This window comes from Terasakiella sp. 4MB5A (assembly GCF_050058155.1).
Taxonomy (GTDB): Bacteria; Pseudomonadota; Alphaproteobacteria; order Rhodospirillales; family Terasakiellaceae; genus Terasakiella; species Terasakiella halodenitrificans.
Map to the genome: position 1 here is coordinate 255,131 of NZ_CP188815.1, position 14,852 is coordinate 269,982.

Annotated in this window: 14 protein-coding genes and 1 riboswitch; of the genes, 9 read left to right on the forward strand and 5 right to left on the reverse strand. The window is 45.3% G+C overall.

Annotated features, from left to right (window positions below; translation table 11 throughout):
• Together dnaQ and ACI0FF_RS01245 are read left to right on the forward strand one after the other, a co-directional pair.
• On the forward strand, window positions 1-681 hold the full coding sequence (gene dnaQ / locus ACI0FF_RS01240) for a DNA polymerase III subunit epsilon (protein ID WP_419798344.1): 681 nt from the start codon (window positions 1-3) through the stop codon (window positions 679-681).
• Complete coding sequence (locus ACI0FF_RS01245) at window positions 682-1,302, forward strand: FecR family protein (protein ID WP_419798345.1); 621 nt, start codon at window positions 682-684, stop codon at window positions 1,300-1,302.
• Between the two features lie 67 nt (window positions 1,303-1,369).
• Here the strand turns inward: ACI0FF_RS01245 and secB are convergent, their stop codons facing one another.
• Together secB and ACI0FF_RS01255 are read right to left on the reverse strand one after the other, a co-directional pair.
• A complete protein-coding gene (gene secB, locus ACI0FF_RS01250) occupies window positions 1,370-1,858 on the reverse strand; it encodes a protein-export chaperone SecB (RefSeq protein ID WP_419798346.1) in 489 nt (162 codons plus the stop codon).
• 68 nt (window positions 1,859-1,926) lie between these two features.
• Complete coding sequence (locus ACI0FF_RS01255) at window positions 1,927-2,436, reverse strand: FxsA family protein (protein ID WP_419798347.1); 510 nt, start codon at window positions 2,434-2,436, stop codon at window positions 1,927-1,929.
• A 115-nt stretch (window positions 2,437-2,551) separates the two neighbouring features.
• On the opposite strand from ACI0FF_RS01255, the gene ACI0FF_RS01260 reads away from it, so the two are divergent.
• The 3 genes from ACI0FF_RS01260 to ACI0FF_RS01270 all read left to right on the forward strand — a co-directional run bounded on the left by ACI0FF_RS01260 (window position 2,552) and on the right by ACI0FF_RS01270 (window position 7,095).
• On the forward strand, window positions 2,552-3,250 hold the full coding sequence (locus ACI0FF_RS01260; protein WP_419798348.1) for a Tim44/TimA family putative adaptor protein: 699 nt from the start codon (window positions 2,552-2,554) through the stop codon (window positions 3,248-3,250).
• Window positions 3,251-3,262: 12 nt separating this feature from the next.
• Entirely contained in the window at window positions 3,263-4,531 is a 1,269-nt protein-coding gene (gene mltA, locus ACI0FF_RS01265; protein WP_419798349.1) for a murein transglycosylase A, read from the forward strand.
• 28 nt (window positions 4,532-4,559) lie between these two features.
• Window positions 4,560-4,739, forward strand: a riboswitch (cobalamin riboswitch).
• Window positions 4,740-4,821: 82 nt separating this feature from the next.
• Entirely contained in the window at window positions 4,822-7,095 is a 2,274-nt protein-coding gene (locus ACI0FF_RS01270; protein WP_419798350.1) for a nitric-oxide reductase large subunit, read from the forward strand.
• Here ACI0FF_RS01270 and ACI0FF_RS01275 read toward each other — a convergent pair.
• A complete protein-coding gene (locus ACI0FF_RS01275) occupies window positions 7,084-7,689 on the reverse strand; it encodes a hypothetical protein (RefSeq protein ID WP_419798351.1) in 606 nt (201 codons plus the stop codon). The genes ACI0FF_RS01270 and ACI0FF_RS01275 overlap by 12 nt on opposite strands.
• 96 nt (window positions 7,690-7,785) lie before the next feature.
• On the opposite strand from ACI0FF_RS01275, the gene ACI0FF_RS01280 reads away from it, so the two are divergent.
• From ACI0FF_RS01280 to ACI0FF_RS01290, 3 genes are all read left to right on the forward strand, one after another.
• Window positions 7,786-9,048, forward strand: coding sequence for a diguanylate cyclase (locus tag ACI0FF_RS01280; protein WP_419798352.1), 1,263 nt, complete (start codon window positions 7,786-7,788; stop codon window positions 9,046-9,048).
• Window positions 9,049-9,162: 114 nt separating this feature from the next.
• Window positions 9,163-10,197, forward strand: coding sequence for a polysaccharide deacetylase family protein (locus tag ACI0FF_RS01285; RefSeq protein ID WP_419798353.1), 1,035 nt, complete (start codon window positions 9,163-9,165; stop codon window positions 10,195-10,197).
• Between the two features lie 38 nt (window positions 10,198-10,235).
• Window positions 10,236-13,019 carry a [protein-PII] uridylyltransferase gene (locus ACI0FF_RS01290; protein WP_419798354.1) on the forward strand — a complete coding sequence of 928 codons (2,784 nt, stop codon included), beginning with the start codon at window positions 10,236-10,238 and terminating at the stop codon, window positions 13,017-13,019.
• Here the strand turns inward: ACI0FF_RS01290 and ACI0FF_RS01295 are convergent.
• Both ACI0FF_RS01295 and cobB read right to left on the reverse strand, forming a co-directional pair.
• Entirely contained in the window at window positions 13,016-13,594 is a 579-nt protein-coding gene (locus ACI0FF_RS01295) for a uracil-DNA glycosylase family protein (RefSeq protein WP_419798355.1), read from the reverse strand. The two genes, ACI0FF_RS01290 and ACI0FF_RS01295, sit on opposite strands and share 4 nt — an antisense overlap.
• The gene (gene cobB / locus ACI0FF_RS01300; protein WP_419798356.1) at window positions 13,595-14,320 is read right to left on the reverse strand and encodes a Sir2 family NAD+-dependent deacetylase; all 726 of its coding nucleotides are present in this window, start codon (window positions 14,318-14,320) and stop codon (window positions 13,595-13,597) included.
• A gap of 57 nt (window positions 14,321-14,377) precedes the next feature.
• Between cobB and ACI0FF_RS01305 the strand changes: the two genes are divergently transcribed.
• Entirely contained in the window at window positions 14,378-14,851 is a 474-nt protein-coding gene (locus ACI0FF_RS01305; protein WP_419798357.1) for a low molecular weight protein-tyrosine-phosphatase, read from the forward strand.
• Window position 14,852: the final 1 nt, after the last annotated feature.

Below are 14,852 nucleotides of genomic sequence, written 5' to 3' on the forward strand. Positions count from 1 at the left end.
ATGCGCGAAATCGTTCTCGATACCGAAACCACAGGCTTTGAATATAAACAAGGACATCGACTTGTTGAAATCGGTTGTGTGGAATTGATCAACCATATGCCGACCGGGCGAACCTATCATCAATATATCAACCCGGAACGCGATATGCCGGAAGGTGCTTTTCGGGTTCATGGCCTGTCTGAAGAATTTTTGCGCGACTTTCCATTATTTAAAGAAGTTGCACAGGAGTTTCTGGATTTTATCGAAGATGCAACCCTTATTATCCATAATGCAGGGTTCGACGTGCCTTTTTTGAATTGGGAATTAAAAGGTCACCAATTTCCCGAAATGGCAAATAATGTCGTTGATACCCTGATCATTGCCCGCAAAAAATTCCCAGGATCCCCGGCCAATTTGGATGCATTGTGTCGCAGGTTTAATGTTGATAACTCCAACCGGGAAAAACACGGCGCTTTGCTGGATAGTGAGCTGCTGGCAGAAGTTTATCTGGAACTTATCGGCGGTCGCCAGCCCGGTTTGGAATTGGCAAAAGAGGCGGGTTATGATGATGATACGATTAAAAAAGAACGATTATTTAGAGAGCCACGCGACCATCAAGCAAGTGAAGAAGAACTTGCGGCCCATACGGCTTTTTTGGAAAAAATAAAAAATCCCATCTGGTTGGCGGGAGAGGAAAAATAAATGAAACGTTTTATCCCTTTGTTCTTTTTAGCACTGGTTTTTGCCACTTTTGCTGCACAGGCAGATTTTGAAAAAGGCGTTGCTGGAAAAGTTCACCTTATAAATGGTTCGGCCTTGGCAGTTCAAAATGCACAGGTTCGTGTTTTAAAAGCAGGCGATCAGGTGATGATTGGCGATATTTTATCAACCGGACCAGACTCACGTCTGGAAATTGCAATGGTTGATGAGGGTCATTTTAAATTGGGTGCCCAAACGTCTTTTGTTGTGAATGATTACACATTCGGGACAGGCAATGACAATGTGGTTGTGGAATTGCTGAAAGGCGCAATGGATGGTGTTTCCGGTTCCATTGCCAAGGCTAACCCCGATGGTATGAAAGTTCTAACCCAGCATGCGACCATCGGTATTCGCGGGACCAAATTCTTTGTTGGTGAAATGGACGGTAAATTACATGTGGCCCATTGGTTCGGCGGCGGTGTTCATGTGAAAAACCATGGTGGCGAAGTTTTCTTAAAAGGTGAAAATACCGGGACAATTTTGCATCACGATCATAAAACACCGACCCCTCCAGAAGATTGGGGTAATGAAAAACGTGAAAAAGCGAAAAGTTTGGTTCATTAAACAATAAAAAAACGGCTTCTGAATAAACCAGAAGCCGTTTTTTTTATTTTATATCTGTGCGACCCGCTTAGGCTTGTCCTGCTTCTTTTTGATTTTGAAGTGCTTCAATACGGGCACGGTACATGGAAGCAAAATCGACCGGGTTCAACATCATCGGTGGGAAAGAACCATCACGTGTTGTGCTGGCAACGATGTTACGGGCAAACGGGAACAACATGCGCGGGCATTCGATCAATAACATCGGTTCCAGATGTTCTGCCGGAACGTTCAGTTCAAAAATACCGCCATAAGCCAGCTCGCAAATAAAGGCAACATCTTCGCCTACTTTGCAATCGGCACGAATTTTTAATGTAACTTCAAACTGATTTTCCGATAATTTAGCCGCATCCACATCGACGTTTACAGAAACGTCGGGCTGGTTTTGCATCATTTTGCCAAAAATGCCCGGTGCGTTGGGAACTTCAAAAGACAAATCTTTGATATATTGACCGTGAATGAGAAACGGTGCAGCTTCTTGTTCGCCAGCTTCGGTTGCTTGTTCGTTTTGGTCGGCCATTGCCCTACTCTCCTGATAAGAAAAAATGTTGGGCAAGGTCGTAGCATAAAAGTTGTGCCAAACTCAACTTAATCCTTTTTGTCAGACCAGGGACTGTCGGGATTGGGATCAACTTCTTCAAAATCTGCGTCAATAACCGTTGAATTTTCAGATTTATGAGGAGGGGAATTGCCCTCAGGGTGGCGAGGGTCCATATCGCCCCCGACAATATGTATATTACGGGAATTTTTAATAATATTTCCAGTTTTTGAACGTAAAAAAGCGCGAAATGGTGGCAAAAACAGCAAAAACCCGATGGTATCGGTGACAAATCCGGGGGTGAGCAACAAAGCCCCTGCGACCAACAGGCAGGCCCCGTCAAAAAGTTCGCTTGTGGGCATGCGTCCTTCGTTCATGGATTGTTGAGCTTTCATCAAGGTGGAGAGACCTTGTTGGCGCAACAGTGCCGTTCCTGCAATTGCCGTTAAAATAACAATAGAGATGGTCGGCCATAAACCGATCCAGTCACCGACTTGAATAAAAACGGAAATTTCGATGATCGGAACGATGATAAAGACGAGTAGAACAATAAAACCCATAAAACCTTACTTTCGTGAAACCTTGCCCTTTTGGCGATTTAAGATTATCTAGTTTTACAACAGCTTAAGCGCAAGCTACACTACTTGCAAAAGATAACAGGTTTGAAACATCATTATGGCTAATTTCGATCTCATACTCCTTGCCCTGATTGCGGTCTTTATTTTCCTGCGCCTTCGTAGTGTGCTGGGGAGTAAGGATGGAAATGAAGATAATCGTAATCATCGCGATATCTTTAATCCAGATCCGATGGATGAAGATAATGAATCCTCTCAGGACAATGTGATCCATTTGCCGGGTTCCGGCTCGAAAAATCAACAAAATCAACACACTATCCCCGAAGTGAATGAGATTGAACCGGTCGGTCCTGTTCAACAGGCTTTGGCGGAAATCATGGCGGTTGATCCCAATTTTGACCAACATGGTTTTGTGGAAGGGGCACGTGGTGCCTTTGAAATGATTTTAACAGCCTTTGCTGGTGATGACCGTGAAACGCTGAAAAATCTGTTGACCGCAGAAGTTTATCAAAATTTCGAATCGGCATTAGATGCGCGCAAGGCAGCCGGTGAAACATTGGAAACCACCTTGATCGGTATCGGTTCACTGGAAATTATTGACGCCGCACTTGATAATAAAATGGCGGAAGTCACCGTTCGTATTGTCAGTGAACAGGTCAATGTTACCTGTGACGCTGATGGTGAAGTGGTTGATGGTGACAGCAATTATATTGATACCATTACCGATGTCTGGACGTTTGAGCGTGATATCACTTCAAACAGCCCAATTTGGTTCCTGAAAGCGACCCAAGCGGAATAGAGGGCTTTTTTCATGTTCGTGGGGCGGGGGTCTTTCTTAAAGGTATGTAGTCTTTTGGCGCTGGTGTCGGTTATCGGTGCCTGTACCCCGCCGCGTGATCTGGATAAACACGAAGTCATGGCATCACCGGATATGCCGGAACGTCATGAGATTCGCTTGATGCCGGTTTCCTATGCCGCTTTGCCGGGTTGGGACGAAGATCAAATCGCTAATTCGATCCCTGCTTTACGTAAATCCTGCCAAACATTTGGACGTATGGATGAAAACAAACCGATCGGTCCCAATGGGATCGGCGGTGTTGCAGGGGATTGGAAACCAATTTGCACCGAGGCTTATTCCCTGCCTGATGGTGATAGCCAGAAAGCACGTGAATTTTACCAGATGTTTTTCCAACCTTATTTGGTAAGCGACCTTGCAGAAGACCGCGCCGCCAGCGGGTTATTTACCGGATATTATGAAGCCGCCCTTCGCGGGGCACTGACCCAAGGTGGGGTCTATCAAACACCACTTTATAAACGGCCCGATGATTTGGTTCTGGTCGGTCTGGGTGAATTTAAACAAAACTGGAAAGGCAAACGCCTTGCCGGACGTCTGGAAAATGGGCAATTGGTCCCTTATGCATCACGAAGCGAGATTGATGCAGGGAAACTGCGTGGTAAAAACCTCGAACTGGTGTGGGTGGATGATCCGGTCGATGCTTTTTTCCTGCATATTCAAGGATCAGGCCGGGTGGTTTTTGCTGATGGGTCCACCATGCGCGTTGGTTATGACGGTCACAATGGCCATGACTATACCTCAATCGGGCGTATTTTAATTGATCGCGGCGAAGTTTCCAAAGAAGAGATGTCCATGCAGGCTATCCGCAGCTGGTTGGCGGCTTATCCCGATAAGGGGCAGGAGTTGATGCGTGAAAATAGCTCTTTTATCTTTTTTCGCGAACTCAAAGACGATGGTCCGGTCGGTGCACAAGGTGTTGCACTGACGCCGGGGCGCTCCCTTGCCATTGATAAACGTTTCTTACCATTGGGTTTGCCTATTTATCTTCATACCTTTACAGATCCGGTGACGCCAAACCCGATATCGCGGTTGGTTGTGGCACAGGATACAGGTGGGGCGATCAAAGGCGTTGTGCGCGGCGATGTCTTTTGGGGATTTGGCGAAGAGGCGGCCATGCGCGCCGGTAAGATGAAAGAAACAGGCAGTTTCTTTGCACTTCTTCCAGCAAACTCGCTAAGCCGTTGTGAAGTCTGTGATGTTGCACAAGACAGCCCAAATTCTTAATTTAACGCTTGTTTTTCAAACCTTTGCTTGATAGATAGCCGTGACCTGTTAACGGAACACGGTGTAAATCCGTGGCGGTCCCGCCGCTGTAATCGGGGATGTTTTTCCAACATTTATAAATCCACTGAACATGATTTGTTTCGGGAAGGATAGACGGAAAAACAGACGATCCGAAAGCCAGAAGACGAACAGGGTATATCTTTTTATTGAGGGGCGAAACCTGATGGCAAAAGGGATCGACAAGCATTTTGCTTGTTCGACGCTCTGGCTTTTGTCACGGGGAGTTGACGATGCCCAATATACATTTGAAAAAATGTAAAAACATTGCAGAAATGCTGATCGATAAAAAACTATGGTTTGTACAGTTTTTAACGATTTCCCTTATCTGTCTGGCCGGATTGTATTTTTTAGGAGACCGGACCTATTCCAGTGCCCCGCCCCTGCCGGATTATTTGGATGAGACCGGACAGGTTATTTTATCACAAGATCAGATTAAACGGGGGCAAAAGCTTTTTCATTTACGCGGTTTAATGAATTATGGTTCCTTTTGGGGGGATGGGGCTGAACGGGGCCCGGATTTTACTGCCGAGGCTTTGCATCTGATGGGGCAAGCCATGCGGCGGTATTATGAACAGGAACATGCCTCACACTTGTCGGATTTTGAACGCGATGCCATTGCCGCCCGTGTCAAACGTGAAATTCATTTTAACAGATGGAATGAATCTTTGAATGTGGTTTTGCTGAATACGGCACAAGTCCATGCTGTTGAAGAAATTTCCGCCTATTATCAGGCCATGTTTCGGGATCCGGCCCATCCTGGATATTTCCGCGCCGGATATATTCGTAATCCGCAGGATATAAAGGACTTATCCGCCTTTTTCTATTGGGGAGCATGGGTTGCGGGTACGGATAGGCCCGGTGAAAAGCATACCTACACCCATAACTGGCCTTATGACCCGGATATCGGAAATGAACCAAGTGCGCCCACCTATTTTTGGAGCATGGTTTCCATCTTTGTTTTATTTCTGGGTATTGGTTTGGTGCTGTATGTGTATGGTCAAATGAAATCAACCCATTATGATCCGTTCCACAGTCATGGTGAACGGTCTTTAAGCACGCCTGATCTGGAACATAAAATCATCCGTCCCACGCAACGCGCCACTTATAAATTTTTTATGCTGGCGATGGCGCTATTTGCCTTGCAGGTATTTTTCGGCATTTTGGCGGCAACTGATTTTGTACGCCCTTTTGGTTTGTATCTGGGCGAAATTATCCCGTTTAACGTGGCGCGCAGTTACCATACTTTGTTTCAGATCATGTGGTTCTTTATCTGCTGGGCGGGTTATACGATTTTCTTTTTACCCGCCCTGTCCCAACCGCCTAAGGGACAAGTCGGTTTGATTAATCTGATGTTCTGGATGTGCGCCTTTGTCGGGGTCGGCGGCATGATCGGGATTTATCTGGGGCAAACAGGTCGGATAAACGATACGCTTTCTTATTGGTTTGGCAGTCAGGGCTGGGAATTTATGGAATTGGGCCGGGCGTTTCAAATTCTGTTGTTAATCGCCTTCAGCCTGTGGATCCTGATTATTTATCGCGGGATCAAACCCCATTTAAATCGGCAAAATATCTGGTCGGTTCCTGCCTGGTTGTTATATGGCAGTGCGGTTATGGTTTTGTTTTTATTTTTCAGTCTGTTGGTGCTGCCGGACAGCAATTTTGCCGTGGCCGATTTTTGGCGCTGGATGGTTGTTCATATGTGGGTCGAAGTCACGTTTGAAGTTTTCACCACCGTGATTGTCGCCTATATGATGGTGCAAATGGGATTGATCACGCGTCTTATGGCGGAACGGGTGATTTTTCTGGCTGTCATGTTGTTTTTTGCAACGGCAACATTGGGGGTGGCCCATAATTTTTACTGGATCGCCAAACCAACTAGTATTATTGCGCTGGGTAGTGTGTTTTCCACCCTTCAGGTCTTACCGTTATTGCTGTTGACGCTGGATGCGTGGCGTTTACATCAGGAAAAACAGCGGGCAACCGGGTTGCAGGGACAAGGCAAACAAACCTGTGTGATGACCGAGGTTTGGTATTTTATCCTTGCGGTAAATTTCTGGAATGTATTTGGCGCCGGTGTGTTTGGTTCGTTGATTAACCTGCCGATCGTCAACTATTTTGAACATGCGACCTATCTGACAGGCAATCATGCACATGCAGCCATGTTTGGCGTAAAAGGCAATATTGCCATTGCCGGGATGCTGTTCTGTTGCCAGCATTTGTTATGTGAAACCCGCTGGAATGCAAAGCTTTTGCGAACGGCTTTCTGGTCATTAAATATCGGGGTGGCTTTGATGATGTTTCTCGATCTTTTTCCGGTCGGGGTCTATCAGGTCATTACCGTTTTGGAAGAAGGTTTTTGGAAAGCGCGTTCTTCGGAAATTGTGTCAGGTGATGTTTTTCGCAATCTGACGATTTTCCGCTCCGTCGGGGGGATCTTGTTTGTGGCAGGTGGTGTGGTGCCGTTGGTCTGGTTTGTTCTCAGTCGGAAACGTTCAATTCAATAAACGCGTACTTTCCCCGGCATAAGGGTAACGTTTGGCTTCCAGTGCGTAATAGGCTTTTAACAAGGCGGTATCAATGCCCAGCCTGTTGCGCATTTCGCCTAAAGTTTTATCCATAAGGGGGGCGTAATCCACCTTGTCTAACGCATCACTACGGCAAACCATACCCAGATGTAATCCATCGCGGAAAATTTCCAAATCGTCTTCCTTGAATTTGTACACATCGGGATAAAGATACTGAGAAATCAGGCTATAGAGCTTTTCTTCCAACGATCCAACCTGCCCGGTTGAACCCATGGTAAAACCGATTACAAAGGCCTCATCCTTGGGTAACATGCCTCGGCCCAGTAAAATATGGATACAGTCATGATCATCAAGATCAACAGACCCGTGAAAAAGTTCAAGCCCAGGCAGGCGAAAACGTGGATTCTCTACCAATTGTATGATCAATGGAATTGCGCTTTGCCCATGAGAATGTAAATGCATATCGGTCAAGGCATCACCTAGAACAATATCGTTTTGGGACAAGGGAATATGCCAGCTTTTATAGCTGTTGCCCCATTTGGATAATTTATATGTGTGTTTGTTATTTTTCATACCCTATATATAGGGTATGAAAATTCAATTGTTAGTTACAACATGATTTATGTGTATATAATAAAATTGAAAATTAAAAAAAACAGGGTCTGAAAAATGCGTCTTTTACTTATTGAAAATTCAAAGACAATTATTTCTTTGATTCAAGTTCAGTTGGCTGAGATGGTTGATGTGTCTGTTGATTGGGCATCGACAAAAGAACAAGCGATCTCATTGATTGAAACGAATGGAGTTGAAAGTTATTGTCTGGTTGTGACCGGACTTAAAATATCAGATGCAAATGATGGGTCTATTGTTACAACAATAATAGAATATCAAATTCCCACCATTATTTTTTCCAGTGATTATAGTGAAGAATTACGCGACAAATTTATTCAAATGCCGGGTGTTGTCGATTATGTCGTCAAAGAAAGCCAGGCTTCGTTACGTTATCTTTGTAATATTATTTATCGTTTGATTGTAAATCGCACGATTAAGGCCTTGGTTGTTGATGATTCACGTACGATGCGTATGTATGTTTGTGAACTTTTGCGCCAACATCAGTTCAAAGTTTTAGAAGCCTCTGATGGTGAAGAAGCTTTGAATATTTTGCAGGAAAACAGAGATATAAAACTGGTTGTCACGGATTTTAATATGGAAGGTATGAACGGTTTTGATCTGACAAAAAAAATCCGTGAAACTTATGATAAGGATGAATTGGCCATTATTGGTTTGTCAGGGATGGATACAGCGACTTTGTCAGCACGGTTTATAAAAACGGGTGCGAATGATTTCCTAAGGAAACCGTTTGAACCAGAAGAATTTTTCTGTCGCATTACCCAAAATATGGAACTGATTGAAAAATCAAAAAAGTTGTTGGATATGGCAACGAAAGATTTCTTAACGGGTCTTTATAACCGCCGTTTCTTTTTTGATAAAGGCAGCAAAAAAATTGCCCGTTTGTTGGCACAAAAAAAACCGGGTTATGTGGCCATGCTGGATATTGATCATTTTAAAAGCGTAAATGATACGTATGGACACGATGTCGGTGATGAAGTCCTACGAGAGATTTCGTCTATTTTGTTACAGAAAATCAGGGCATGCGATTTGGTTGCCAGAATGGGCGGGGAAGAATTCTGTATTATTTTTGAAGATGCAGATAAGGGTACGGCTGAAAACTTGCTGGAAAATATGCGCCGGGCAATTGAAGAATGCATCATTCCTTCGTTACAGGAACGACGCCATGTGACATCTAGTTTCGGAGCCGTTCCAATTCAAGCAGGTGAAAAATTAGATGTCACCGTTAAACGTGCGGATGATCTTTTATACAAATCCAAACAATCGGGACGAAATCGTTTGACGATTGAAGCGTTGAATTAACGTCTCTTGCCATCAGCGTTTTAGATTAAATCTTGCTCTTTTGAATCCTTCTTGGGATAGTACGGGTTTAAATTATAAACTCATAAAAAAAGAAATGCGGCGGAAGTTAATCTAATGAAACTCGGTCATTCATTTTCCAATTGGAAAAAGGTCTTAAGCGCGATTGGCTTTTTGACTTGTAGCACCCTACCCGCCTTTGCGCAGTCGTCAGCAAGTATTGTTATGTATCACCGTTTTGGTGAAGAGAGTTTTCCATCGACAAACATTACGATTGAACAGTTTGAATCGCATATTAAAGAAATTAAAACAGGTGGTTACCATGTTTTGGCGTTAAGCGATCTGGTTGATAAGTTGCGGGCGGGCAAGGAATTGCCCGACAAAGCCTTAAGCATTACCATTGATGACGGTTATGCCAGTATTTATGAAAAAGCTTATCTGCGTTTTAAAAAAGCAGGTATTCCTTTTACGGTCTTTATTTCAACAGACTCCATTGATCGTGGTTATGCGGGGCATTTAACCTGGGACCAAATCCGCGAGATGGATAAAGACCCATTGGTCAGTATTGGGGCGCATACAGCCAGCCATCTTCATATGGCAGCGGCATCACAGTCACGCATGGGCGACGAAATGTCACGTTCGCTTGAACGTCTTGAAAAAGAACTGGGCTATCGTCCTGATTTGTTTGCCTACCCTTATGGAGAAGCCAGTTTAACGGCTGTGTCTGTGGCACGTGGTTTTGGGATGCGTGCTGCGTTTGGACAGCATAGTGGAGCGGTTGGTATTGGGGACGATATATATTATTTGGCCCGTTTTTCATTAAATGAGAAATATGGGGATTTGAAGCGTTTCCAAATGGTGGCACAGGCTAAATCTCTGCATGTCAAAGACATCGGCCCGCGCGATATGATGGTTGGCAGTCGCAATCCGCCGATCATTGGTTTTACAGTCGGTGAAAAAGTCGGTGATCTTGATAGCCTGGCCTGTTTTTCTTCTCATGAAGGAAAGGTGCGTTTAGAACGGTTTGATCGCCGCGTAGAAGCCCGGCTTGAAAAAGCGATGCCGGTAGGTCGCACGCGATTGAATTGTACAATGCCCGCAGGAGAAGGGCGCTGGCGTTGGTTTGGGCGCCAGTTTTATGTTGCTCCCTGAGTTTGAATATATTGCATTTTGAAAAGTGTTAAAAAAGAATGGCCAAAATCCTAGAACAACGCAAAATTATAGACCGCAAAGCCTTGTGGGCCGAGTTGGAAAACATGGCAGGATGGTCCGGCTACTCTTCTAAAATGCAAAATGATGTTTTGAAGTTGTTCAAAGGGGCGTTGAAAGACGGACGCCAGGAAATCAGGGACCGGTTTGAACGAAAAGAAGCCAATGGAATTGTCACATTTCACAATTATGCTTTTCTGATCGATCAAATTATACGTACTCTTTATGATTTTACGACCAAATATGTTTATGCCATTCATACCCCGACCAAGGCCGAACAGTTTTGTGTGGCAGCTGTTGGTGGGTATGGGCGTGCGGAAATGGCACCTCAATCTGATATCGATTTACTTTTTTTATTACCTTACAAACAGACACCCAAAGTCGAACAGGCTGTGGAATATATGCTGTATCTTTTGTGGGATCTTGGGCTGAAAGTTGGTCATTCCACCCGCAGTATTGATGAATGTATCAAACTGGCGAAAGATGATTTGACCATTCAGACCGCCTTGCTGGACGGACGATATCTGTGGGGGAATAGCGACCTTTTTGATGAGTTTCAGCAACGTTTTAAAGAGAAAGTTATTAATGTTTCAGGGCGCCAATTTGTTGATGCCAAATTGGAAGAACGCGATGAACGCCACCAACGTATGGGGGACACTCGTTATGTGGTGGAGCCAAATCTGAAAGAAGGCAAAGGCGGTTTGCGTGATTTACAAACGCTTTATTGGATTGGTAAATATATTTATGGCGTGGAACGTTGGCGCGAACTGGTCAAATACGATGTGATTACGGCCGATGATGCGGCTGCTTTCAAAAAGGCGGTGAATTTTCTCTTTTCCGTGCGGTGTGCGTTGCATTACCTGACCAACCGTCCGCAAGAAAGTTTGACATTTGACGTGCAAAACCAATTGGCGCTGACCCTGGGATATAAAGACCGGGGAACTTTGCGTGCGGTTGAACGTTTTATGAAACATTATTATTTGACGGCAAAAACGGTTGGCGACTTAACGCGTAATTTATGTGCGGTTCTGGATGAACAGCACAAGAAACAGCAACAGCGTTTTGCCATGCTTACCAATCTGTTCAAACGCAATGTGGAGGGGTTTGGCGTTGATGCAGGACGTTTAACGTTGGGCGATAAGGATGCATTGGTTAAAAACCCGCTCTTGATGTTTGAACTGTTTAGCGTGGCGCAGGAACATGATCTGGATATTCATCCCTTTGCCTTGAAACAGGTGCGGGCAAATTTGCGATTGGTTGATCATGATCTACGTGAAGACCCTGAAGCCAACCGCTTATTTATGGATATGTTGACGTCTCTTAAAAAACCGCAACGGATTTTGCGGATGATGGGGGAAGTGGGCTTGCTGGGAAAATTTATTCCTGATTTTGCCCGTGTTACCGCCCAGATGCAGTATGACATGTATCATACCTATACGGTTGATGAACATACCATCAAGGCGATTGGAGAACTCAATAGTATTGAGTTGGGGGAAAATGCGGATGAATTACCGGCAAGTTCAGTTGCGATTCATGAAATTATTTCACGACGTGCCCTTTATGTAGCGGTGATGCTGCACGATATTGCCAAGGGCCGTGGTGGGGATCATTCCGAATTGGGTGCAGAAGTTGCACTGGAACTTGGACCGCGCCTGGGCTTGGATGATGAAGAAACCGAAACTGTGGCCTGGTTGGTGAAGCATCATTTAACGATGTCTAATGTTGCGTTTAAACGTGATTTGGAAGATCCAAACCTGATTAAACAATTTTGCGATATTATCCAGTCACCAGAACGTCTGCGCCTGCTGTTGGTTTTAACGGCATGTGATATCCGTGCAGTTGGGCCGGATGTCTGGAATGGTTGGAAAGGGAACTTGCTGCGTGTTCTTTATATGCGTGCGCTGGAGGTTTTAAGCGGCGGAGAATTGGCGGCAGGCGGTGTTCAGGCCCGTGTGACAGCCAAGCAAAATGCCTTGCGTGATGCGTTGCAGGATTGGCCGACAGACGAGATTGAAGAATTTATTGAACAAGGTAACCCCGGTTATTGGCTGAGTTTTGAAACAGAGGTTCAGGCCCGACATGCTGCCCTTGTTAAGCGTGCAGCACAGGAAGAGGGCCCGGTTCATATTGATGTAGAACATGATACCTTTAACAATGTCAGTGAAATTTCCATATATACGGCGGATCATCCGGGTTTGTTTTCGATCATTGCCGGGGCAATGGCTTTGACCAACGGGTCTATTGTGGATGCAAAAATTGCGACATTATCAAGCGGAATGGCGCTTGATACTTTTTCTGTACAGGATCACAGTGCGGAAGCCTTTGATTCAGAAACAAAAATCAAACGTTTGGCAGAACGGATTGATAAGGCCTTGAAAGGTGAGCTTTATCCGGCCAGTGAATTGGAAAAAGTGACCAGTAATACTTTAAAATCACGCCGCGATGTCTTTACGGTTCCCCCGCGTGTTTTAATTGACAATAAAGTGTCTAATGCCTTTACGGTGGTGGAAGTCAATGGACGTGACCGACTGGGCTTTCTTTATGATGTGACCCGGACCTTGACCGATTTGGGCCTACAGATCAATTCTGCCCATATTGCGACGTTTGGGGAACGCGCCGTCGATGTGTTTTATGTTAAAGATGTCTTTGGTTTGAAGGTGAATTCAGAAAGTAAACTGGCAACCATTAAGACACGTTTGTTGCAAACCATTACCGAAGAAAATTTCCACAAACCGGAAAAACGGCGCGAACGCTCAGGTGTTTAGGCATTAAGGTGGTGATGAACTAGGCGGCGTAAGTCAGGAACCAGCTCATCTTCAAACCACGGATTTTTCTTGATTAAATTCGTCACCCGCCAACTGGGATGAGGCAAAGGCAGGTATCCGTCTTTTAAATATTCTGACCAATGACGCACGGTTTCGGTCATGGTTTTCTTTTGCACGCCTTTTAAATAACGGTTTTGAGCGTAAGATCCGACCAGCAAGGTAAGTTGTAAGTTTTCCAGTTCCTGTAAGACTTTATCATGCCATGTCGGCGCACATTGTGGACTGGGCGGTTTGTCGCCCCCTTTATCCAGTCGTCCCGGATAACACAACCCCATCGGCATAATGGCGATTTGACTGTCATCGTAGAATGTTTCTTTATCCACTGCCAGCCAGTCACGCAATCGCTCCCCACTTGGATCGTCCCAAGGTACACCACTTTCATGTACCCTTGTTCCCGGTGCTTGCCCGATGATTAGAATTTTGGCTGATTTTTTCGCTCGAATGACCGGACGCGGTCCCAACGGCAGGTCTTGGCACAAGGAGCATCCGCGTATTTCTTTGAGTAGATCGTCCATTTAATCCGCCAACAACTTGTCCACATAAGCCGGAACAACCTGACTTGCCGGGCCATAGATGGTTTCTTGAAACTGGGTGGCCCCGTTGGATGGATCGAGATTCAGTTCGACCGTGTGACAATGACCCAAACCGGATACGGCTTGTACAAAACCGGCAGCCGGATAGACGTTGCCGGATGTACCGATGGACATAAAAAGATCAGCGTCTTCTAGGGCATCATAAATATTATCCATTTGTAAGGGGACTTCACCAAACCAGACCACATGGGGGCGCAAACCGCCAATTTCGGCACAATCGGGACAGGGGGTGTCGATATAAAGATCATCTTCCCAAAGATGCAAAGCGCCGCAATGATTACAGCGGATTTTCATTAATTCCCCGTGCATATGGATAATATCTTTTGATCCGGCGAGTTCATGCAAATTATCGATATTTTGGGTCACAATCAGGACGCGCCCCGGCCAGTCGCGTTCCAGTTTGGCAAGGGCGAGATGGGCGGGATTGGGTTGAGGTTTCTCACAAACCAATTGTTTGCGCCGGGCATTGTAAAAAGCCTGCACCATTTCGGGATCACGCTGAAATGCCTCGGGGGTGGCCACATCTTCCAAATTGACTTTTGCCCAGATACCATCTTCACATCGAAACGTATCAAGGCCTGATTCACGCGAAATACCCGCGCCTGTCAGAATAACGATGGTGCCTTCTTTGTCGATACGTACATTCATGGTTGCCCCCGGTTTGGTTTGAATTCATATTAGGGGAAAATGAAAAGGGAGAAAAGTGTGGTTAAAGTCCTGTTTGTCTGTCTGGGAAATATTTGTCGCTCCCCCACTGCTGAAGGGGTGTTTCGTGATTTGGTGAAGCAAAAAGGCTTGCAAGACCATATTAAAACCGATTCTGCGGGAACCGGGAATTGGCATGTGGGTAAAGAACCGGATAAACGGGCACAAGCTGCGGCAAAGGTGCGCGGTTATGATCTTTCGGATTTGCGTGCCCGTCAGGCCAAACCGATTGATTTTAAAGAATTTGATTATGTGTTGGCGATGGACCGTAGCAACTATGCGCAACTGCAACAGATTTGCGTGCCCGGTTATGAAGACCGTTTGCATATGTTTTTAGGTTTCGATCCCAACAGTCCGGAAGAAGAAGTGCCCGATCCCTATTATGGCGGTCCGGCTGGATTTGATTACGTCTTGGATTTGGTGGAAGAAGCCTCAAACGGTTTGTTGCGGGATATTGAACAAAACTATCTTTAAG

Bases quoted from the DNA above. Each gene is read 5' to 3' on its own strand.
- dnaQ (WP_419798344.1), top strand. From the start codon at position 1: ATGCGCGAAATCGTTCTCGATACCGAAACCACAGGCTTTGAATATAAA.
- ACI0FF_RS01260 (WP_419798348.1), top strand. From the start codon at position 2,552: ATGGCTAATTTCGATCTCATACTCCTTGCCCTGATTGCGGTCTTTATT.
- ACI0FF_RS01290 (WP_419798354.1), top strand. From the start codon at position 10,236: ATGGCCAAAATCCTAGAACAACGCAAAATTATAGACCGCAAAGCCTTG.
- cobB (WP_419798356.1), bottom strand. From the start codon at position 14,320: ATGAATGTACGTATCGACAAAGAAGGCACCATCGTTATTCTGACAGGC.
- secB (WP_419798346.1), bottom strand. From the start codon at position 1,858: ATGGCCGACCAAAACGAACAAGCAACCGAAGCTGGCGAACAAGAAGCT.
- ACI0FF_RS01285 (WP_419798353.1), top strand. From the start codon at position 9,163: ATGAAACTCGGTCATTCATTTTCCAATTGGAAAAAGGTCTTAAGCGCG.
- ACI0FF_RS01270 (WP_419798350.1), top strand. From the start codon at position 4,822: ATGCCCAATATACATTTGAAAAAATGTAAAAACATTGCAGAAATGCTG.
- ACI0FF_RS01275 (WP_419798351.1), bottom strand. From the start codon at position 7,689: ATGAAAAATAACAAACACACATATAAATTATCCAAATGGGGCAACAGC.
- ACI0FF_RS01255 (WP_419798347.1), bottom strand. From the start codon at position 2,436: ATGGGTTTTATTGTTCTACTCGTCTTTATCATCGTTCCGATCATCGAA.
- ACI0FF_RS01280 (WP_419798352.1), top strand. From the start codon at position 7,786: ATGCGTCTTTTACTTATTGAAAATTCAAAGACAATTATTTCTTTGATT.
- ACI0FF_RS01245 (WP_419798345.1), top strand. From the start codon at position 682: ATGAAACGTTTTATCCCTTTGTTCTTTTTAGCACTGGTTTTTGCCACT.
- ACI0FF_RS01295 (WP_419798355.1), bottom strand. From the start codon at position 13,594: ATGGACGATCTACTCAAAGAAATACGCGGATGCTCCTTGTGCCAAGAC.
- mltA (WP_419798349.1), top strand. From the start codon at position 3,263: ATGTTCGTGGGGCGGGGGTCTTTCTTAAAGGTATGTAGTCTTTTGGCG.